Raw genomic sequence first — 20125 nt, forward strand, 5'->3', positions numbered from 1 at the left:
TGCTCCCGGACGGCGCCCGCGCCTGGACCCGATCAGGTAAGCTCTTCGCCCACCAGATCCAGCACATGAGAGAATGCGCTTATGGTGGCCGCTTCCGCGCGGCGGTCCTCCTCGGGAGTCAGCGCGATGGCGTCGAGCGCTTCGGTGAAGCGGCGCCAGTTGAGGCCCCGCCCCTCCGGGTGGGCGGCAAGATGGCGGGCGCCGAAGCGCTCGGAGAGATCAAGCTTGATCGCCGCCTTCAGCAGGAACGCCGCCCCCATGTTGGAGCCCTCCACCACATAGAGCCAGCCGAGCGCTTCCGGCAGCGGCAGGGCTGCCGCCGGCTCGGCGACGTCCGGGCGGGCGATCTCTGGGCGAGCGAGCCCGAGATCCAGAAGGTCGCTCTCCACCCGCGACAGCCGCTCGCGGCTGGCGAGGTCCGGCAGCAGCGCCTGGAATGCCGGCGCCGCATAGAGCGGCGCGACCCGGCGATGCAGGCGATATTGGAACCGCAGAAAGCGGGCGTAATTCTGCCGGCTGGCGAAGGGCGCCGCCTGCATCACGCTGTCGTCCACGCGCTGGTGGAAGGCGCTGGAAGTCGCGCGAAACCGCAAGATCCGGCTGGGCGCCAGCACATCCCCATCGACGCTCATCGTCCGCACTCCGTGACCTTGCGCTGGTTCAAGACCCACGCGGCCGCCCGCCCGCGCGATCGGGAAAAGGCGTTCATTTCACGATCCTCGCAGGTGTGTTCGCCGCGACGGCGCCCCCGCCGAAGCGGATCGTGAGCCCGCCCTTCACCGTGAGCCCGGCGCTCGGCAGGAAGCTTTCGAACTGGGTGTATTGCTCGTTCAGCAGATTCTCGACCGAGAGCTGCATCAGCACGTTTTCCGAGGGCTGATAGCCGAGATAGGCGCTGACCAGATTGAAGCTCGGGGACGGGTCGTAGACCGAATTGGTCGGCAAATCCTCGGCCGTCTTGGCGGCGACAGCGGTCCAGCGCAGGGCGAGGCTGAGCTTGCGCTCCATGAACCGCAGGCCGACGGTGGAGGTGATCTGGTCCGGCGGCACCGAAGCCAGCGGCTGCCCGGAGGTGGGGCCGGCGGTCGCCTTGCCGCTGCTGGTCTGGCCCGACAGGCCCGCGAACCAGCCGCCCGCATCATAATTGCCCTCGAACTCGAAGCCTTCCAGCTGCGCCTCGGCGACATTCTGGTATTGCGCGAGCGAATAGGGATTTTGAAGCGCCGCCGGGCATCGCACAAAGGAGGGCAGCGTGACCAGGCAGGAAGTCGGGCCATAGGTCACGAGGTCGATATAGTTCTCGACATCGTTACGATAGATATTCGCCTTGATGCGAACCTTGTCACCCTTGGTGAACAAGTCGTCATACTTGATATTGACGCCAAGTTCCTTGTTCTTTCCGATTTCCGCCTGGAGGTTCGGATTCGGCACGAAGCTGAACGGCGCGGCGCCGCCGGGGAATACGGCGGGATGCGGCCCGGCGACCAGCGCTTCGGTCACGCTCGGGGCGCGGTAACCCTCGGCATAGGTACCATAGAAGGTGAACCAGGGCAGCGGCGTGAGGCCGATGGTCAGCTTTGGCGAGAGATGATCGCCGCTGTTAGTGGTGCCGTCGCCGCTCAGCTCGTAGCTGTCATAGCGTAGGCCGGCGATCGCCTGGAACCAAGTGGAATAGTTCGCCTGCCATTGCACGAACCCGCCGCCGACGCCGCGCTCGCCCGACGGGTTGTAGCCGTCGCCGAAGCCGTAATTGTCGATGTTGCTGACGTCGTCGTGGAAGTAATCGCCGCCGATGGTGACGGCATTGCGCACCACGCCCCAGTCGAAGCGGGACGTATTGTTCACGTCGAAGCCCACGGTATCGATGGTGAAGCTGCGCGGGTTCCCCACGGCGCCGGTGATGAGATTGGAACTACCGGCGACCTTGGTCTGGTCGAGGGCGACCTGGTTCCAATAGACGCTGCTGCGCCAGTCGAACAGATTGTCGTCGGGGTTCGAATATTTCCAGCTCCCCGTCACGGTCCGGTTCGTCACGTCGGTGGCATATTGCGTCGAGGTGGGCGTAACGACACCGTCGCTGGTGGTGTAGCTGCTGTCGTAATTGAGGGCGGTCACCTTCACTTCATGGAAATCGGCGGGGCGCACCGTGACCTTCGCGATCCCGGTCCAGGTGTCGTAGCCGGAATTCTGCACCACATCGCCATTGCCGTCCTTGTAGTCGGACTGGCTGCGATAGGTGCCGCCGGCGAAGACATCGACGTTCTGCCCGATGTGCGTGGCCGCGAACAAAGAGCCGAAGCCCATGGGGCCGTTGGAGCCGAATTCGGAATTGGCCTCCACGCCCCAAGTGTTGCCGGGAAGGATGATGTCGTTGGCATCCTTGGTGCGCAGCGTCACCACGCCGCCGATGGCGCCCGAGCCGAAGATGTTCGAGACCGGCCCGCGCACCACGTCCACGCCGGCGACAAGACCCGGCTCCAAGAAGAAGCTGCCGGCCTGATTGGCATGGCCGAGCTGGGTGAAATCCTGCCGCGCGCCATCCACGATCACGGCGACACGGCCGAAATCCTGCAAGCCGCGGATATTGATGGAAGTGCCGGAGGAATTGGCGTTCTGGAGCGCCGTCGTGCCGGGCATGCCGGTGAACAGCTCCGACATCCGGCTGGCCATGAGCGGCTCAAGCTGGTCTTCGCGCAGCACGCTGACGCCGGCGAGCGTGTCGATGGCCAGTTGCTCGGTCTTGGTCGCGACCACCGTGATGGTGTCGAGCGCGAGGGCATCGTCCGGACCGGGCTGCACGATCTGCACGGGAATGCCCTGCGGGGCGACCTGGGGAACGGCTTGCGCCAGGGCACCGCTCGACCAGCCAAGGCCGGCGCAGGTGGACATCGCCGCGACCGCGACGCTGGACAACCAGGCGCGGCGCAAAACGGCGCGCTTCCGCTCTCCCGCAAGGGTGCGAGTCATTTCGTGGCTCCTGAAAAATGGCTGCTGGCTACCACCCAAGAGGGCTTTGCGGGCTCCGGTGCGCAATCGGGCGCTTTCCTCCCGCCTAAGGACTCGCTTCCATATGGTCAAGTGGATTAGCTCTAATATTGCAATGTATATAAACATGTAGCATGAGATTATCGGAATCTTGATGCGCTTCAGTCGCTCCATTTTTGAATAATTCAAAATCGAATTCAGCTGAACGCATCTTCATCGAAGGCCTGATTGCGATGGATCGAATCAATTCACACGCCGAAAATCGAATGCGAGAAGCGAGAACTATATTTATACTAGCTATAATTCTAAGTCTCGCACCATTCGGACGAGGGGCTGCCGGTGCCGAAGCGCGATCGCCGGGGGAGGCGCAGGCGCGTCGCATCGTCTCCATCGGCGGGGCCGTCACCGAGATCCTGTTCGCCCTCGAGCTCGGCGACCGGGTGATCGCCGTCGACCAGACCAGCACATATCCCGCCGCCGCCCGCGCCCGGCCAAACGTCGGCTATGCACGCACCCTCACCCCGGAAGGTGTGCTCTCCGTCGGTCCGGACCTGATCCTCGCCATCGAAGGGTCGGGCCCGCCCGAGGCGCTCGCGGTGCTGAAGAGCGCCGCGGTGCCGGTGGTGATGATCCCGGACGGGCATGATGCGGCGGGTGTGATCCGCAAGGTGGAGGCGGTCGCTGAGGCGGTGGGAGCGGGCGAGGCCGGCGCCCGGCTCGCCGCTGCCCTCAAGGCTGATTTCGCGCAGGTCGCGGACGGCGTGGCGCGCCTGCCCGGCCGGCCGCGCGCCGCCTTCGTGCTCTCCGCCTCCGGCGGGACCGCCGTGGTGGGCGGGGCGGAGACCAGCGCGGACGCCATGTTGCGGCTGGCCGGCGCGCAGAACGCTCTGTCCGCCATCAGAGGCTATAAACCCGCCGTCGACGAGGCCGCCTTTGCGGCCGATCCGCAGGCCGTGGTGGTGATGAGCGGCGCCGGCCAGGTGCTCACGGCGTCCATGATCTTCGCGCTTCCGGCCTTCGCCGGCACCACGGCGGCGCGGGAGAACCGCTTCATCGCCCTGCCGGGCTCCTATCTGCTGGGCTTCGGCCCGCGCACGCCGCAGGCGGTGCGCGATCTGGCCCTCGCATTGCGGCCCGGTGCAACGCTCGCCCCCCTCCCGCCGCGCCCCTGGGCGGACGAGGCGATGCCATGAGCGCGCAAATGCGCCACGCGCGGGCGTCCGGTTCCGGTCTGTGGCCTACGGGCGCGGGCCTTGCCGGCTTCGCGGCCCTGGCCCTTCTCGCCTTTTTCGCCGCGCTCGCGCTCGGGCCGGTGACCTTGCCCCTCGGGCGGGTCGCCCAGGTGCTGCTTGAGGGCATCGGCGGCCATCGCGAACAGGTTGGAACGGGCCTGCGCGACACCGTGATCGTGCTGGATGTGCGCCTGCCGCGCGCGGTCCTGGGCGCGCTGGTGGGGGCCGGAACGGCTGCGGCGGGCGCCATCATGCAGGGCGTGTTCCGCAATCCCCTGGCCGATCCCGGCCTGATCGGCGTCTCTCCGGGCGCGGCCTTGTCCGCCGTGGCCTGGATCGTGCTCGGCGGTTCGGTGGCCGGCCTGCTTTCCCCGGAAGCGCGCATGCTCGGCCTGCCTTTGGCCGCTTTCGCCGGCGGGCTCGTCACCACGCTGCTGATTGCGCGCCTCGCCATGCGGGAGGGCTACACCTCCATGGCGACGCTGCTGTTCGCCGGGCTCGCGCTCGGCGCGCTGGCGAGCGCCGGCACCGGCGTCCTGGTGTTCATGGCGAGCGAGCAGCAATCGCGCGAATTCCTGTTCTGGACTCTCGGCAGCCTCGGCGGCGCGACCTGGATGAAGGTGGGGCTGACGGCCCCGTTCGTGATCCTGCTGCTCGGCGCCGGGCCGTTTCTCGCGCGCGGGCTCGATGCGCTGGCCTTGGGTGAGGCGGAGGCTTTTCACCTCGGCCTGCGGGTGGAACGCCTCAAACGCATCGCCCTCCTTCTGGTGGCGGCGGGCGTCGGGGCTTCGGTGGCGTCCGCCGGTGTGGTCGGCTTCGTTGGCTTGGTGGTGCCGCATCTGGTGCGCCTGTCCATCGGGCCGGGCCATCGCGCCTTGCTGCCGGCCTGCGCGCTACTCGGCGCCGCCGTCCTGCTCGGCGCCGACATCCTGGCGCGGCTGATCGCGGCGCCGGCGGAACTCCCGCTCGGTGTGGTGACGGCATTGGTCGGCGCGCCGTTCTTTCTGTGGCTGCTGCGCCGCCGTGCGGCGATCGGGTGAAGCATGTACCAAGCGCACGATCTGGGCCTGACCCTCCAGGGCAAGACCTTGCTCCACGGCATCCATCTCGCGGTCAAACCCGGCGCGGTGACGGTGGTGGTCGGCCCCAACGGAGCGGGCAAATCCAGCCTGCTGAAACTGCTCGCCGGCGAGCGGCGCCCGACGTCCGGCTGCGTGACCCTGGACGGCACCGACATCGGCACCCTCGCTCCCGCCGTTCTCGCGCGTCGGCGCGCGGTGCTGCCGCAGGCCGCCGAGGTGGCGTTTGCCTTCAGCGTCGCCGAAGTGGTGGGCATCGGGCTCGGCGCTTCCGGCACGGCGCGGGCGGCGGCGGCGATCGAAGACCTGCTGGCGCGGGTGGACCTGCCGGGCTTCGGCCATCGGCGCTATGAGTCTCTCTCCGGTGGCGAGCGCCAGCGGGTCCATCTCGCGCGGGTGCTCGGCCAGCTGGCCGTGGGAAGCACCGGCGCGCCGCGCTATCTGCTGCTGGACGAACCCACCTCCAGCCTGGACCTGTCGCATCAATTGCTGGTGCTGCGGCTCGCCCGCGCCCATGCGGCCGAAGGCGGCGGCGTGCTCGCGGTGCTGCACGACCTCAACCTCGCCGCCATGGTCGCCGACCATCTCGTCCTGCTCGCGGCGGGGCGCCTCCTGGCGGAGGGGCCACCGGCGCAGGTGCTCACCGATGCCGTGCTGGCGCGGGGGTTTGGCGTGAACGTGCGGGTCAACACGGTGCCCGCCGGCCCGTTCATCCTGCCGCAAAGCGTTGATGGCGCGTGATGCGCGGCACCGGCGGCCGATCCCGCCCGATCCCGGATCCGGCCGCGATGGTGGCGCGAGAGGCGGCGACGGTGCGCAACCCAGCCCTCCCGCCCGGTGCGGCGCGATGACAGTCATTCTCCCGTTACGGGCACCGGGGTACGCATGGTATGAATATCAAGGCTTTGCGACGGCCTCCCGGCCGGGGCGAACGTCCAATCCATGCAGCACGAGATCCAGCCGGAGTCGGATTTGGCCCATTCCCTTTCCCCCGCCGCCGTGGCCGGCAGCGACCCGAAGAAGATGCCCGGCACGCTCCGCGAGGTGGTGCGCCAGTTCACGCCCAATTGGTTCACCGCGACCATGGGCACAGGCATCCTGGCGCTCGCGGTCAATCAGTTTCCGCTTTCCTTTCCCGGCCAGCATGAAATCGCAACACTGATCTGGCTGGCGAACATCGTGCTCTTCGCCACCTTCACCGCGCTCTATACGGCGCGCTGGATCCTGTACCCGGCGGAAGCCCGGCGCATCTTTGGTCATTCGGTGATGTCGATGTTCTTCGGCGCCATCCCGATGGGGCTCGCCACCATCATCAACGGCTTCCTGGCCTTCGGGGTGCCGATGTGGGGGCCGGTCGCGATCGATATCGCGCTGGCGCTGTGGTGGATCGACGCCGCCATGGCGATCGCCTGCGGCGTGCTGATCCCGTTCCTGATGTTCACCTGGCAGAACCACAGCATCGAGAAGATGACCGCGGTCTGGCTGCTGCCGATCGTCGCCGCGGAAGTCGCCGCCGCCACCGCCGCCCTGATCGTGCCCCAGCTTACAGATCCCGAGGCGGCCTGGCGGCTGCTGATCCTCGCTTATGCGCTATGGGCCTATTCGGTGCCGCTGGCGATGAGCATCCTCGTCATCCTGGTGCTGCGCCTGGTGCTTCACAAACTGCCGCCGAAGGACATGGCGGCCTCCGGCTGGCTGTCGCTGGGTCCCATCGGCACCGGCGCGCTTGGGCTCCTGCTGCTGGGCGCGGCCGCGCCGCAGGTGTTCGCGGCCGCCGGCATGGCCGGCATGGGCGATGTCGCGGCGGGCATCGGCCTCGTCGGTGGCGCCATCCTGTGGGGGTATGGTGCCTGGTGGTTCCTGCTCGCCGTTTTGACGACCATGCGCTATCTCGCCCAGGGATTGCCGTTCAACATCGGCTGGTGGGGCTTCACCTTCCCGCTCGGCGTTTATGCGGTCGCAACCCTGGCGCTCGCCCGGCAGACGCATCTGAGCTTCCTGCTGGTGATCGGCGGCGCGTTGGTGATCTGCCTCGTGATCCTGTGGGCGATCATCGCCTATCGCACGCTGCGTGGCGCCATCGACCGCAGCCTGTTCTTCGCGCCGTGCCTGCTGTCCGGGGCCATCCCCGCCGATTTCGAGGCCGACGTGGTCTGACGGGCCGGCGCGCCGCTCGCTTTTGATAGACCCCCACGCCGGCCCGACAAAGCCTCCGTTCTGCCCGCCTACGCGGCGCGGGCGCGCGCGCCGCTTGCAGAGGTGCGCGATAACGCCTTAACTGCACGCCACGTGCGGGCCACAGAAGCCCGCCGAGAGGAAACGCAGGCGGAGTTAAGGCGCGCGCGGGCATCGCCCGCCGTTGCGGTCGGCACCTCCTTGCAGCGAACCCCTTCGTGGCGAGGAATACCGCGCACCGCTCAAGCCCTCCGCACCACCGGACGCAACGCATCGCGCGCCGTCCGGGCGACGCCGGGGAGGACGATATGGAACAGGGCGAGATTCGCGCAGCCTGGGAGACCTTCCAGGTCGAAGGCCGCAAGCCGCGCGGCGTTCCGGCGGCCGTGGCGGCATCGTGGGAGCGCTCCCAGGTGGCCGGCGTCGGGGCGGGGCGCACCGAGGCGCCGCTGGCCGGCGAACCCGAGATCTTCCGCCGTCGCAGCAGCAGCGCCGGCCTTCTCGCCGCCGCCCGCCCCGCGCTCCAGCGCTCCGGCGTGTTCCTCGCCGAAGCCGCTTCCATGATGATCCTGGCCGACCCGAGCGGCTTCATCGTCGAGACCGCCGGGGATCCGCGCGTGGTCGACACCGGCCGCCGCAACCATCTGCAGACCGGCGGCAGCTGGGAAGAAGGCACCATCGGCACCAATGCCATCGGCACCGCCCTCGCCGACGGGCGCGCAATCCAGATCTGCGGGGCGGAGCATTATTGCGAGGACGTGCAGCGCTGGACCTGCGCGGCGGTGCCGGTCCGCCATCCCATCGACGGCGCGCTGCTGGGGGTGGTGGACATCTCCGGCCCGGCCGCATCCTTCCATCCCCAGAGCCTCGCGCTCGCCGTCGCCATCGGCCAGGAGATCGAGGCCTCGCTCGGCAAGACCGCCAAGATGGAGCACGAAATCCTGCTCCGTCATTTCGTCTCCAAGCGGTCCATCTGGCTCACCGAGCAGATGCTGGTGGTGGACCGTCACGGCTTTCTCGTGCACGCGGCGCAAAAGACCCTCGACGCCATCGGCCCGGAGAGCCTTGCCGCGGACATGCGCCGGATGATCGGGGGCGCCGGCCTGGAGGCGTGGGAGGAGAATTGCCGGCGGCGCTTCCCCAATGCCAGCCTGGAACTGGTGAAGCACGACGATGCGGTGGTCGGCTGCCTGCTCGTGATGCATGGCGGGCGCCGCCGCGCCCTCCCCGCGCCTTCCCTAGCCCCATCGGGCGCCGCCGAGGCGGTGGTGGGCTTCGACCAGATCATCGGCGAGGGCCCGGCGATCCGCGCGGTGCGCGAGCGCGCCCGCAAGCTGGCGGCGAACGCCCTGCCCATCCTCATCGAGGGCGAGACCGGGGTCGGCAAGGAATTGTTCGCCCGCGCCATCAAGGGCGCAAGCCCGGTGGCGCACGGCCCGTTCATGCCGGTGAATTGCGGCGGGATGGCCCGCGACCTCATCGCCAGCGAATTGTTCGGCTATGCGAAGGGCGCCTTCACCGGCGCCGACGAGCACGGCCGCGCCGGCAAGATCGAGAAGGCCGACGGGGGCACATTGTGCCTGGACGAGATCGGCGAAATGCCGCTCGACCTGCAATCCTACCTGCTGCGGGTGCTGGAGGACGGCGTCGTCTATCGCGTGGGCGAGCACGAGGGACGCCGCGTTTCTATCCGCATCCTCGCCATGACCAATCGCGACCTGCTGGCGGAAGTGGAGGCGGGGCGGTTCCGCCGCGACCTGTATTATCGCATCGCCGCCGCGCGCCTGCGCATCCCGCCGCTGCGCGAGCGCGCCGAGGACATCGCCCCGCTGGCGGAGAAATTCGCGGCCGCCGCCGCCCGCCGCCTCGACCGCCCGGCGCCCGCCTTCTCCCAGGCCGCGCTTCAGGTGATGCGGGCCTATGGCTGGCCCGGCAACATCCGCGAATTGCGCAATGTGGTGGATACCATGGTGGCGCTCGCGGAATCGGACCACCTGGAGGAAGACGACCTGCCGCTGGAATTGCGCACACCTGCCCCCGCAGGCACGACGCCCGTCATGGCCGAGGACGGCCCGCGCCTGCTTGCGCCCGCGATCCCCGCCGCCGACCTCAAGGCCGCCGAGCGCGCGGCGATCCTCGCCCAGGTGCAGGCGTGCGGCGGCAATCTCACGGAGGCGGCGCGCCGGCTCGGCATCGCCCGCTCCACCCTTTATGTGCGCCTCGCGGAATATGGCGACGGCCGTGCGCCGAAGGGCTGAGGTGGGCGAAGTGTTCGATGCCCGTGCGGCGCGGGCGGACGACAGTCCGGCTTTCGGACGCTCGCAGACGCAACACATCGTCTGAGCGACCGCGGTAAGACCCTGGCAGATTTCAATCTGCCCCCTGCAAGTAAAACTGGCACGTCTCCTGCGACCTGTTCGATGCCCGGCTCACCAGAAGCCGGCTCGGACAGGAGGACACGCGTGAACATCCAGGCACGGCACGTCAGAAGCGTCCAGGTGCTCGGCATTGATGCCGGCGGCACCATGACCGACACTTTCTTCGTCGATTCCGATGGCGATTTCGTCGTCGGCAAGGCGCAGAGCACCCCGCAGAACGAGGCGCTCGGCCTCATCGCCTCGAGCGAGGACGGCCTCGGCAGCTGGGGCCTCTCGCTGGCCGAGGGCCTCCAGGGCCTCCAGACCGGCGTCTATTCCGGCACCGCCATGCTGAACCGCGTGGTGCAGCGCAAGGGGCTGAAATGCGGCCTCATCGTCAATGCGGGGATGGAGGACTTCCACCGCATGGGCCGAGCGATCCAATGCTATCTCGGCTATGCCTATGAGGATCGCATCCACCTCAACACCCATCGCTACGATCCCCCGCTGGTGCCGCGCAACCTGACGCGCGGCGTCGCCGAGCGCATCGACATGTTCGGCAAGGTGGTGATCCCGCTGCGCGAGGAAACCGCCCGCGCCGCCGCCCGCGACCTGATCGCGGCGGACGTGGAAGGCATCGTCATCAGCCTGCTGCATTCCTACAAGAACCCGGCGCACGAGCGGCGCGTCCGCGATATCGTCACCGAGGAAATCGCCAAGAGCGGAAAGAACATCCCGGTATTCGCCTCGGCCGATTATTATCCGGTGCGCAAGGAAACCCATCGCACCAACACCACCATCCTGGAAGGCTATGCGGCCGAGCCCTCGCGCCAGACGCTGAAGAAGATCTCCGACGCCTTCAAGGATCACGGCACCAAGTTCGACTTCCGCGTCATGGCGACCCATGGCGGGACCATCTCCTGGAAGGCCAAGGAACTGGCGCGGACCATCGTCTCCGGCCCCATCGGCGGGGTGATCGGAGCGAAATATCTCGGCGAAGTGCTGGGCTACAACAATATCGCATGTTCCGACATCGGCGGCACCTCGTTCGACGTGGCGTTGATCACCCAGGGCGAATTGACCATCAAGAACGACCCGGACATGGCGCGCCTCGTGCTGTCGCTGCCGCTGGTGGCCATGGATAGCGTGGGCGCGGGCGCCGGCTCCTTCATCCGCCTCGATCCCTACACCAAGGCCATCAAGCTGGGGCCGGATTCGGCCGGCTACAGGGTCGGCGTGTGCTGGAAGGAGAGCGGCATCGAGACCGTCACCATCTCCGACTGCCACATGGTGCTGGGCTATCTGAACCCCGACAATTTCCTCGGCGGCGCAGTGAAGCTGGACCGCCAGCGTTCGGTGGACGCCATCAAGGCGCAGGTCGCCGATCCGCTCGGCCTCTCGGTGGAGGATGCGGCGGCGGGCGTGATCGAACTGCTCGATTCCGACCTGCGCGATTACTTGCGCTCCATGATTTCCGCCAAGGGCTACAGCCCGGCGAGCTTCGTCTGCTTCTCCTATGGCGGCGCCGGACCGGTGCACACCTATGGCTATACGGAAGGGCTCGGCTTCGAGGATGTGATCGTGCCCGCCTGGGCCGCCGGCTTCTCCGCCTTCGGCTGCGCGGCGGCGGACTTCGAATATCGCTACGACAAGTCGCTCGACATCAACCTTGCGCCCGATGCTCCGGACGCCTTGTGCGAGGCCGCGTCCAAGACGCTCCAGGGGGCGTGGGACGAACTCACCCACAATGTGCTGGAGGAGTTCAAGCTCAATGGCTACGACGCCGACCAGGTGGCGCTCCAGCCCGGCTACCGCATGCAGTATCGCGGTCAGCTCAATGATCTGGAGATTGAATCGCCCCTGCCTGCCGCCAGCAGCGCCGAAGATTGGGCCCAGCTGGTCGCGGCCTTCAACGCCACTTACGGGCGCGTCTACGCCGCCTCCGCCCGCTCGCCGGAACTCGGCTATTCGGTCACCGGCGCCATCATGCGCGGGTCGGTTCCGATCCAGAAGCCGAAGATCCCCAAGGAGCCGCTGGAGGGCGAAACCGCGCCCGCCGACGCGTTCCTCGGCACCCGCAAATTCTATCGCAAGAAGCGCTGGGTGGATGCGCAGCTGTATCGCATGGAGAGCCTGCGCCCCGGCAATCGCATCGCCGGCCCCGCCATCATCGAATCCGACGCGACCACCTTCGTGGTGCCGGACGGCTTCGAAACCTTCCTCGACGGCCACCGCCTCTTCCACCTCAAGGAAGTCTGAGCCCGGCCTCGCCCTCTCAATTACAAGGAAACGCCAAGATGAACATCAATGTTCGGCCCCAGGGCGCGCAAGGCGCCACACGCGGCATCGTGCGCGGCGGGGAGACCCTGAAGGAACATCGCGACCGCCTGATGGAAGCGACCAAGCGCACCAAGCATTACGCAGGCCTTGAGAAGATGGAGCTGCGCGACAGCCAGCCCATCCATTACAACAAATTGTTCTCCCGCCTGCGCGCCGGCGTGGTGGATGCGCGCGAGACCGCCAAGAAAATCGCCGCCTCGCCCATCGTCGAGCAGGAGGGTGAACTGTGCTTCACCCTCTATAATGCGGCGGGCGACAGCATTCTCACCTCAACCGGCATCATCATCCATGTGGGAACCATGGGTGCGGCGATTAAATACATGATCGAGAACGACTGGGAGAGCAATCCCGGCATCAAGGACAAGGATATCTTCTGCAACAACGACTGCCTGATCGGGAACGTCCATCCCTGCGACATCCACACCATCGTGCCGATCTTCTGGGAGGGCGAGCTGATCGGCTGGGTCGGCGGCGTCACGCACGTCATCGATACCGGTTCGGTGGGGCCGGGCTCCATGTCCACCGGACAGGTGCAGCGCTTCGGCGACGGCTATCAGATCACCTGCCGCAAGGTGGGCGCAGACGACACGCTGTTCCGCGACTGGCTGCACGAAAGCCAGCGCATGGTGCGCACCACCCGCTATTGGATGCTGGACGAGCGCACCCGCATCGCCGGCTGCCACATGATCCGCAAGCTGGTGGAAGAGGTGGTCGCGGAAGAGGGCATCGAGGCCTATTGGAAGTTCGCCTATGAGGCAGTCGAGCATGGCCGGCAGGGCCTGCAAAACCGCATCAAGGCCATGACCATTCCCGGCACCTACCGGCAGGTGGGCTTCGTGGACGTTCCTTATGCCCATGAGGACGTGCGGGTGCCGTCCGACTTCGCCAAGATCGACACCATCATGCATTCGCCCTCGGAAATCACCATCCGCGGCGACGGCACGTGGCGGCTCGATTTCGAAGGCTCCAGCCGCTGGGGCTGGCACACCTACAATGCCCATCAGGTGAGCTTCACCTCGGGCATCTGGGTGATGATGACCCAGACCCTGATCCCCTCCGAAATGATCAATGACGGGGCGGCCTACGGCACCGAATTCCGCCTGCCCAAGGGCACCTGGATGAACCCGGACGACCGCCGCGTCGCATTCTCCTATTCCTGGCACTTCCTGGTCTCGACCTGGACGGCGCTCTGGCGCGGCCTGTCGCGCTCCTATTTCGGGCGCGGCTATCTGGAGGAGGTGAATGCCGGCAACGCCAACACTTCCAACTGGCTGCAGGGCGGCGGCTTCAACCAATATGACGAGATCCATGCGGTGAACTCGTTCGAATGCGCCGCCAACGGCACCGGCGCCACCGCCGTGCATGACGGCCTTTCCCATGCCGCCGCCATCTGGAACCCGGAAGGCGACATGGGCGACATGGAGATCTGGGAACTGGCCGAGCCGCTGGTCTATCTCGGCCGCCAGATCAAGGCCTCCTCCGGCGGCGCCGGCAAGTATCGCGGCGGCTGCGGCTTCGAAAGCCTGCGCATGGTCTGGAACGCCAAGGACTGGACCATGTTCTTCATGGGCAACGGCCACATGTCCTCGGACTGGGGGTTGATGGGCGGCTATCCCGCCGCCTCCGGCTATCGCTTCGCCGCCCATGACACCGGGTTGAAGGAGCTGATCGCCTCCGGCGCGCCGCTGCCGTTCGGCGGCGATACCGATCCGCAGAACCCGGTGTGGGACGCGATGATGCCCGACGCCAAGATCAAGCGCGACAAGCAGGCCATCACCACCGAGGAGATGTTCAAGGATTACGACCTCTATCTCAATTACATGCGCGGCGGCCCCGGCTTCGGCGATCCGATCGACCGGGATCCGCAGAGCGTGGTGGACGACATCAACGGCGGCTATCTGGTGGAGCGCTTCGCCCTTCAGGTCTATGGCGTCGTGGCGGAAAAGGGCGCGGACGGCACCTATGCCGTGGATGCTCCCGCCACCGCCGCGCGGCGCAAGGAGATCCGCGCCGAGCGGCTCGCCAAGTCTGTTCCCACCCGCGACTGGATGAAGGGCGAGCGCGAGAAGATTCTCGCCAAGGACGCGGGCGACCACGTCAAGCAGATGTTCGCCTCGTCCTTCAAGCTCGGGCCTAAGTTCTTCAAGGACTTCCAGACGTTCTGGGATCTTCCGGCGGAGTGGACGCTGTTGGAGGAAGAGATCGGCATCCCCCATTACGGCTCGCATTACCACATGGACGTGTCCGAGCTGCCCGACGTGAAGACCGTGCAATTCGTCGAACAATAAGCGCGCCGGGCACCGGCCGCGCGCCGGTGCCCTTCGTCTCAATCAGCAAAATTCAGGAGGACACCCATGGCCTACACACGCGCCAAGATCGCCGACCTCGTCGATGGCAAGATCGACCACGACACGCTGCACCAGATGCTCGCCACACCGAAGGACCCGGAGCGCTTCTCCATCTATATGGAGATCCTTCAGCAACGCATGCCCTGGGATGACAAGATCATCCTGCCGCTCGGCCCGAAATTGTTCATGGTCCAGCTCAAGGATACCAAGCAATGGAAGATCCGCTGCGAATGCGGCCATGATTTCTGCGACTGGCGCGAAAACTGGAAGCTGTTCGCCCGCGTGCATGTCCGCGACACGGCGGAAAAGATGGAGGAGATCTATCCGCGCCTGATGACGCCGACCTCCTCCTGGCAGGTGCTGCGGGAATTTTATTGCCCGGAATGCGGCACCTTGCACGACGTCGAAGCGCCCACCCCCTGGTATCCGGTGATCCGCGATTTCGAGCCGGACATCGACACCTTCTACAAGGACTGGCTCGGCCTGCCGGTGCCCGAGCGCGTCGACGCCTGATGGCCCTGCCCGGAGAGCGCCCGCGCTCTCCGGGTTTGGCTTTGGGGCCGGCGGCCGTGTTTCTCAGCGGGTGGAGAGCGGCAAAGGCGGCGGCGGGGCGGTGGCGCCGGCGCCAAGAGAGCGCTGCACCATCACGCTGTCAGACCACCGGCCGTAGCGATAGGCCACCCCCGGCAGCAGGCCCACGCGCACGAAGCCGAACCGCTCGTGCAGGGTGAGCGAGGCGATATTGTCGGCATCGATATAGCCGATCATCTGCCGGAAGCCGGCGGCCGCGCAGGCATCGATCAGCCCGCGCATGAGCACGCGGCCGATGCCCTGGCCGACATGCTCGTGGTGCACATAGATTGAGTGCTTGACGCTGTAGCGATAGGCCGGACGTTTGCGGAACAGCACCACATAGGCATAGCCCACCACCACGCCGCCCCGCAGCGCGACAATGTGGGGGAAGCGGCGGCTCTTCAGATTCTTGCGCCGCTCGCGCAGATCGTCCGGCTGCGGCATCTCGCCGTCGTCCACCCCTTCCTCGACGCCGCGGCGGATGTGGCGGCGATAGATCGCCAGCATGGCATCCACATCCGAATCCCGCGACGGGCGGACGACGACAGCTTGCTCCTGCTCCATGGGCGACCCTGAAACTCCTTCGGCCTATTCGGCGACCACATATGTGTAGAGCCGCACGCGGCCCGCTGCATCCAATTCGCGATAGACGCCCTGGATCTCCACGTCAAAGCCCGGGAAGGTGTTGAAGCAGGCTTCGAACATCTTGAGATAATCGATCATCGGTTGCGCCCGCTCGGTCAATCGCTCGCCCGGCACGATGGTGGCGATGCCCGGCGGGTAGACCACGAACGGCGTCGTCGCGATGCGGCCGGAAATGGCGTCGATGGGCAGGAAATCCACATCGTTGCGCACCAAAGCGCGCGCCGCATCGTGGGGCGACATCGCGATCTGCGGCAGGTGCGCGGCGGAAAACTGCATCGCCTGGAGCGCGCTGACATTGGCGCCGCGGAAGAAGCGGTGCATCTCCCCGCACAGGTCACGCAGCCGCACCCCGGCATAGCGGGCGGGGCGGCGGCGGAAGAATTCCGGGATTGCTTCTTCCAACAGCGCATTCTCGTCATGCAGCTTCTTGAAGGCGACGAGGCCGCTGATCAGCGTCCCCGCCTTGCTGGCCTCCACCCCTGGCGTCAGCAGGAAGAGCAGCGAATTCAGGTCGTTCTTCTCGGCGACGATGCGGTTCTCGCGCAGATATTGCGCCACCACCGGCGCCGGGATGCCGTGCTCGGCATAGGCGCCGGTGACGCGGTCGAAGCCGGGAGTGAGGAGGGTCAGCTTGTTGGGGTCGGTCATGGCGAAGCCCGCCGCCATGCCGGCGAACCCGTGCCAGGCGGCGCCAGGGGTTAGATGCCAGAAGGCCGGGTTGGTGGCGAGCTGGTCGGTGGCGACGCTCTCCCACGGCACGTCATGCACCGCGCCGGGGCTCGACACGTCCGGGATCGCCACCCGATCGGGGACGAACGGCTCGAAGAACCAGCGCCGCTCGGGGCGCTGCTCCTTCTCCTCGAACTCGCGCCGCACCGCGCGGATCTTCTTGCGCAGCTCGATGCCGAGGCGGATCGTGTCGTCCCACAGCACTTCGCCCGAGCGGCCCTTCATCATCTGCGCACCCACGTCGAGGGAGGCGAACAAGGGATAAAACGGCGAGGTGGAGGCGTGCTGCATGAAGCTCTCGTTGAAGCGGCGATGCTCCACGCGCCGCTTCTGGCCGGTGATGTGCCGGTCCTTCATGTGGATCTGGGAGGCCTGCGAGAAGCTCGCGAGCTGCTTGTGGGTGGATTGGGTGGCGATGATGCCCGGCGCATCGGGGCCGAGGTCCGCGAGGCCCATGGCGAAGCGTCCGGCATAGAGCGGGTGGAACTTCATGAAGCCCGCCCATGCCTCGTCGAACAAAATGTAGTCGCACAGATGGCCGATCGTTTTCAGGATCATCTCGGCATTGTGGATCGTGCCGTCATAGGTGCACTGCTCCACCACGGCGACGCGGAACGGGCGCGGCTTCTTCCACGCCTCCGGATCCTTCACCAGCGGATGGGTGCGGATGCGCTCGCGCAGGGCCGCTTCGTCCAGCGCCGCGAAATCCATCGGGCCGATGAGACCCCAGGCATTGCGCACGGTGGGCACATAGACCGGGATGCCGCCGGCGATCAACAGCGCGCCATGGTGGGCGGCCTTGTGGTTGTTGCGGTCGAACAGCACGAGATCGCCGTCGGTGACCAAAGCGGTCAGCGCCACCTTGTTGGAGGTGGAGGTCCCGTTCAGCACGAAATAGGTCTTCTCCGCGCCGAAGATCTTCGCCGCTTCCTTCTGCGCCTGGAGCGCGGGACCCTCGTGGGTCAAGAGGTCGCCGAGGTCGAGCACGGAATTGTCGAGGTCGTCGCGGAACACAGCCTCGCCCAGATGCTCCATGAACACGCGGCCGATGGGGCTTCTGGAATAGAACACCCCGCCATTATGCCCGGGGCAGGTCCAGAGCTGGTTGCCCTCTTCCGCATAATCCACCAGGGCGCCGAAGAACGGGGTCTTCAGCGTCTCGGCATATTGCTTCAGCCGGCTGATGAGATTCTTGGCGATGAAAGCGGGGGTCTCCTCGGAGAGGAAGACATAGCCGTCGATGAAGTCCAGCACCTCCACCGGCACATCCTCGAAGCGCTTGCGGCGGATCAGCAGGATGATCGGGAAATCGAGGCCGCGCCGGCGCATGAGGTTGATGAGAGAGGCGGTCTTGCCCTCCAGGCCCTTCTTGCCCCAATCCACCAGCATGCAGCCGATGGCGGCATCGGTCTGCACGGCGATTTCCGCGTCTTCCAGATTGCGCGCCTTCACCACCTCGAAGCCGGAGCTTTCGATCTCTTTGACGATCTGGTTGTAACGGGCGCCTTCCAGGTCTTCCGCGTCAAAGACCGGTGTCGCGAACAGGAAGTTGAAGCGCTTGAAATAGTCCATCTGGGCACCCGCTTTGATCCGAACCGGAGGTGTCGACGCGTTTCATGACAATGCCGTGACGGCGCGGCTCACAACCGCGCCGCCTCACGCCAGAGCGCAATAGGCCCGGAGGCGGGACACCAAATGGTCGAACGTGGCGCGCACCCGGCGCACCTGCCGCAGGTCCTCATGCATGACGACGAAGGTCTCCAGCCGCAGATCGAACAGATCGGGCAAAAGGCGCGTCAGCACCGGCGCGCGCGCCGCCAACGCCACCTGGCAGACGCCGATGCCGGCCCCGGCGCGGATCGCCTCCAACTGCGCGAAATGGCTGTCGGTGCGATAGGCCAGCGCGTCGGGCACCACGCCGTCGCCCAGCGTGGCGAGGGCGCGCAGGAAATCCACGTCGCGATCCGGGCCGACGAGGGCGAAGCGGGCGAGATCGGCGAGGTCACGCGGCACGCCGGCGCGCGCGAGACAGACCGGCGCGGCGAACAGGCCGAGCTTCACCGCGCCCACGGGCTTCACCACCAGCGCGCTCTGCACCGGCCGCACCATGCGCACGGCGATGTCCGCCTCCTGGTGCAGCAGATCTTCGGTCCGGTTGCTGAGATGGCTCTCGAACCGCAGGCGCGGATGGCGCTCCAGCAGTTCGGCCAGGATGGCGGGCAGCACATGGGCGCCCACCATCTCACTCGCCGTGATGCGCACCGTGCCGGCGAGCGCGCCCACGTCCGCCGAGGCGGTGCGGGCGAAGGCGGCGGCGGCGGTCGCCATGGCCCGTGCGTGCGGTCCAAGCGCCCGCGCCGCCGCGGTCGGCATAAGGCCGGAGGGCGAACGCGTGAACAGCGCCTGCCCGAGCCCACGTTCCAGCGCCTCCAGTCGCCGCCGGACGGTTGCCTGCGCCACGGCCAGCTCCCGTGCCGCGGCAGACAGGCTGCCATGCTCCAGCACCGCGAGAAAGGCGCGCTGATTCTCCCAGTCGGCGGCGGTCAGGCTCATACATTTCATACTAGCTGCTGCGCCAGCTTTGGCAATTCCATATGAGGGCGAAACCCCGTTCTATCCTCGCAAGACCGGGAGACGGATATGACGGACACATTGGAAAAGACGGCGCTGGTGCTGGGCGCGACAGGCGGCATCGGCGGCGAGGTGACGGCGGAACTGCTGCGCCGGGGGTGGCAGGTGAATGCCCTGGCGCGCGATCCGCAATCCGCCGCCGCGCGCTGGCGCCGGCCGGAGCGTGGGATCCATTGGCTCAAGGGCGATGCCATGGATGCCAACGCGGTGGTGGCGGCGGCGAAAGGGGCAAGGCTGATCGTCCATGCCGTCAACCCGCCCGGCTATCGCAACTGGGATAAGCTGGTGCTGCCCATGCTTGAGAACACCATCGCGGCGGCGCGGGTCAGCGGCGCCCGCATCCTGCTGCCGGGCACGGTCTATAATTTCGGCCCGGATGCCTTCGCGGGTCCGGACGAAGACGCCCCGCAGAATCCGACCACCCGCAAGGGCGCGATCCGCGTTGCCATGGAACGCCGGCTGCGCGCGGTCTCAGCCGAAGGGGTGCGGGCGCTGATCGTGCGGGCGGGCGATTTCTTTGGTCCCCATGCCGGCAACAATTGGTTCTCGCAGGGCCTGGTGCGGCCCGGCCGGCCGGTGCGCGCCATCAGCACGCCCGGACTGCCCGGCATCGGCCACCAATGGGCCTATCTGCCGGACGTGGCGCGGACCATGGTGCAACTTGCGGAACGCGCCGACGCGCTCGATGCCTTCGCGGTGTTTCACATGGACGGCCATTGGGATGCCGACGGAACCGAGATGAGCGCGGCCATCCGTGCCGCATCGGGCCGGCCGGATCTCAAGGCCCGGCCCTTTCCCTGGTGGCTGGTCACGCTCGCCGCGCCGTTCGTGACCACATTCCGGGAGATGGGGGAGATGCGTTATCTCTGGCGGGTGCCGCTGCGCATGAACAATGCACGCCTCGTGGCATTCCTCGGCGCCGAGCCCCACACGCCGCTCTTCAGCGCCGTGCGCGAGACCCTCGCGGGCCTCGGCTGCCTGCCCGATCAAGCGGGCGCCCCTCAAGGCCAGCCGGCGCCGTGAGGATACGG

General features: G+C 67.0%; 14 protein-coding genes. 9 read left to right on the forward strand and 5 right to left on the reverse strand.

What is annotated here, in order from left to right; translation table 11 throughout:
• Positions 1 to 32 precede the first annotated feature (32 nt).
• Positions 33 to 632 (reverse strand): biliverdin-producing heme oxygenase, encoded by a 600-nt coding sequence (locus V5G24_RS00625; RefSeq protein ID WP_394078558.1) that lies wholly within the window; start codon positions 630 to 632, stop codon positions 33 to 35.
• A 73-nt stretch (positions 633 to 705) separates the two neighbouring features.
• Complete coding sequence (locus tag V5G24_RS00630) at positions 706 to 2967, reverse strand: TonB-dependent hemoglobin/transferrin/lactoferrin family receptor (protein ID WP_394078560.1); 2262 nt, start codon at positions 2965 to 2967, stop codon at positions 706 to 708.
• A gap of 284 nt (positions 2968 to 3251) precedes the next feature.
• Here V5G24_RS00630 and V5G24_RS00635 point away from each other — a divergent pair, with 284 nt between their 5' ends.
• The 8 genes from V5G24_RS00635 (at position 3252) to V5G24_RS00670 (ending at position 15029) form a co-directional block, all read left to right on the forward strand.
• Complete coding sequence (locus tag V5G24_RS00635; RefSeq protein WP_394078562.1) at positions 3252 to 4178, forward strand: heme/hemin ABC transporter substrate-binding protein; 927 nt, start codon at positions 3252 to 3254, stop codon at positions 4176 to 4178.
• Positions 4175 to 5257 (forward strand): FecCD family ABC transporter permease, encoded by a 1083-nt coding sequence (locus tag V5G24_RS00640; protein ID WP_394078564.1) that lies wholly within the window; start codon positions 4175 to 4177, stop codon positions 5255 to 5257. Before V5G24_RS00635 ends, V5G24_RS00640 begins: the two co-directional genes overlap by 4 nt.
• A gap of 3 nt (positions 5258 to 5260) precedes the next feature.
• Positions 5261 to 6037 (forward strand): heme ABC transporter ATP-binding protein, encoded by a 777-nt coding sequence (locus V5G24_RS00645; protein ID WP_394078566.1) that lies wholly within the window; start codon positions 5261 to 5263, stop codon positions 6035 to 6037.
• Positions 6038 to 6238: 201 nt separating this feature from the next.
• Positions 6239 to 7453, forward strand: a complete 1215-nt coding sequence (locus V5G24_RS00650; protein ID WP_394078568.1) for a TDT family transporter — start codon at positions 6239 to 6241, stop codon at positions 7451 to 7453.
• 326 nt (positions 7454 to 7779) lie between these two features.
• A complete protein-coding gene (locus tag V5G24_RS00655) occupies positions 7780 to 9729 on the forward strand; it encodes a sigma-54-dependent Fis family transcriptional regulator (RefSeq protein WP_394078570.1) in 1950 nt (649 codons plus the stop codon).
• 204 nt (positions 9730 to 9933) lie between these two features.
• Entirely contained in the window at positions 9934 to 12087 is a 2154-nt protein-coding gene (locus tag V5G24_RS00660) for a hydantoinase/oxoprolinase family protein (protein WP_394078572.1), read from the forward strand.
• A 38-nt stretch (positions 12088 to 12125) separates the two neighbouring features.
• Positions 12126 to 14456: a hydantoinase B/oxoprolinase family protein gene (locus tag V5G24_RS00665; protein ID WP_394078574.1), complete on the forward strand. Its 2331-nt coding sequence runs from the start codon at positions 12126 to 12128 to the stop codon at positions 14454 to 14456.
• 66 nt (positions 14457 to 14522) lie between these two features.
• Positions 14523 to 15029, forward strand: a complete 507-nt coding sequence (locus tag V5G24_RS00670) for an acetone carboxylase subunit gamma (protein WP_394078576.1) — start codon at positions 14523 to 14525, stop codon at positions 15027 to 15029.
• 63 nt (positions 15030 to 15092) lie between these two features.
• Here the strand turns inward: V5G24_RS00670 and V5G24_RS00675 are convergent, their stop codons facing one another.
• The 3 genes from V5G24_RS00675 to V5G24_RS00685 form a co-directional block, all read right to left on the reverse strand.
• Positions 15093 to 15653 carry a GNAT family N-acetyltransferase gene (locus V5G24_RS00675; RefSeq protein ID WP_394078578.1) on the reverse strand — a complete coding sequence of 187 codons (561 nt, stop codon included), beginning with the start codon at positions 15651 to 15653 and terminating at the stop codon, positions 15093 to 15095.
• A 24-nt stretch (positions 15654 to 15677) separates the two neighbouring features.
• The gene (locus V5G24_RS00680) at positions 15678 to 18035 is read right to left on the reverse strand and encodes an Orn/Lys/Arg family decarboxylase (protein ID WP_394078580.1); all 2358 of its coding nucleotides are present in this window, start codon (positions 18033 to 18035) and stop codon (positions 15678 to 15680) included.
• 84 nt (positions 18036 to 18119) lie between these two features.
• Positions 18120 to 19016, reverse strand: a complete 897-nt coding sequence (locus tag V5G24_RS00685) for a LysR family transcriptional regulator (protein ID WP_394078582.1) — start codon at positions 19014 to 19016, stop codon at positions 18120 to 18122.
• Positions 19017 to 19103: 87 nt separating this feature from the next.
• Between V5G24_RS00685 and V5G24_RS00690 the strand changes: the two genes are divergently transcribed.
• Complete coding sequence (locus tag V5G24_RS00690) at positions 19104 to 20117, forward strand: NAD-dependent epimerase/dehydratase family protein (protein WP_394078584.1); 1014 nt, start codon at positions 19104 to 19106, stop codon at positions 20115 to 20117.
• The last annotated feature ends 8 nt before the right edge of the window (positions 20118 to 20125 follow it).

Origin of the sequence: Roseixanthobacter finlandensis, from assembly GCF_043195105.2 — a bacterium.
Classification (GTDB): Bacteria; Pseudomonadota; Alphaproteobacteria; order Rhizobiales; family Xanthobacteraceae; genus NCEH01.

What these genes read in the sequence shown, in the direction of transcription:
- V5G24_RS00685 (WP_394078582.1), bottom strand. Translation starts at nt 19,016, where the DNA reads ATGAGCCTGACCGCCGCCGACTGGGAGAATCAGCGCGCCTTTCTCGCG.
- V5G24_RS00645 (WP_394078566.1), top strand. Translation starts at nt 5,261, where the DNA reads ATGTACCAAGCGCACGATCTGGGCCTGACCCTCCAGGGCAAGACCTTG.
- V5G24_RS00655 (WP_394078570.1), top strand. Translation starts at nt 7,780, where the DNA reads ATGGAACAGGGCGAGATTCGCGCAGCCTGGGAGACCTTCCAGGTCGAA.
- V5G24_RS00675 (WP_394078578.1), bottom strand. Translation starts at nt 15,653, where the DNA reads ATGGAGCAGGAGCAAGCTGTCGTCGTCCGCCCGTCGCGGGATTCGGAT.
- V5G24_RS00680 (WP_394078580.1), bottom strand. Translation starts at nt 18,035, where the DNA reads ATGGACTATTTCAAGCGCTTCAACTTCCTGTTCGCGACACCGGTCTTT.
- V5G24_RS00690 (WP_394078584.1), top strand. Translation starts at nt 19,104, where the DNA reads ATGACGGACACATTGGAAAAGACGGCGCTGGTGCTGGGCGCGACAGGC.
- V5G24_RS00635 (WP_394078562.1), top strand. Translation starts at nt 3,252, where the DNA reads ATGCGAGAAGCGAGAACTATATTTATACTAGCTATAATTCTAAGTCTC.
- V5G24_RS00625 (WP_394078558.1), bottom strand. Translation starts at nt 632, where the DNA reads ATGAGCGTCGATGGGGATGTGCTGGCGCCCAGCCGGATCTTGCGGTTT.
- V5G24_RS00640 (WP_394078564.1), top strand. Translation starts at nt 4,175, where the DNA reads ATGAGCGCGCAAATGCGCCACGCGCGGGCGTCCGGTTCCGGTCTGTGG.
- V5G24_RS00665 (WP_394078574.1), top strand. Translation starts at nt 12,126, where the DNA reads ATGAACATCAATGTTCGGCCCCAGGGCGCGCAAGGCGCCACACGCGGC.
- V5G24_RS00670 (WP_394078576.1), top strand. Translation starts at nt 14,523, where the DNA reads ATGGCCTACACACGCGCCAAGATCGCCGACCTCGTCGATGGCAAGATC.
- V5G24_RS00650 (WP_394078568.1), top strand. Translation starts at nt 6,239, where the DNA reads ATGCAGCACGAGATCCAGCCGGAGTCGGATTTGGCCCATTCCCTTTCC.
- V5G24_RS00630 (WP_394078560.1), bottom strand. Translation starts at nt 2,967, where the DNA reads ATGACTCGCACCCTTGCGGGAGAGCGGAAGCGCGCCGTTTTGCGCCGC.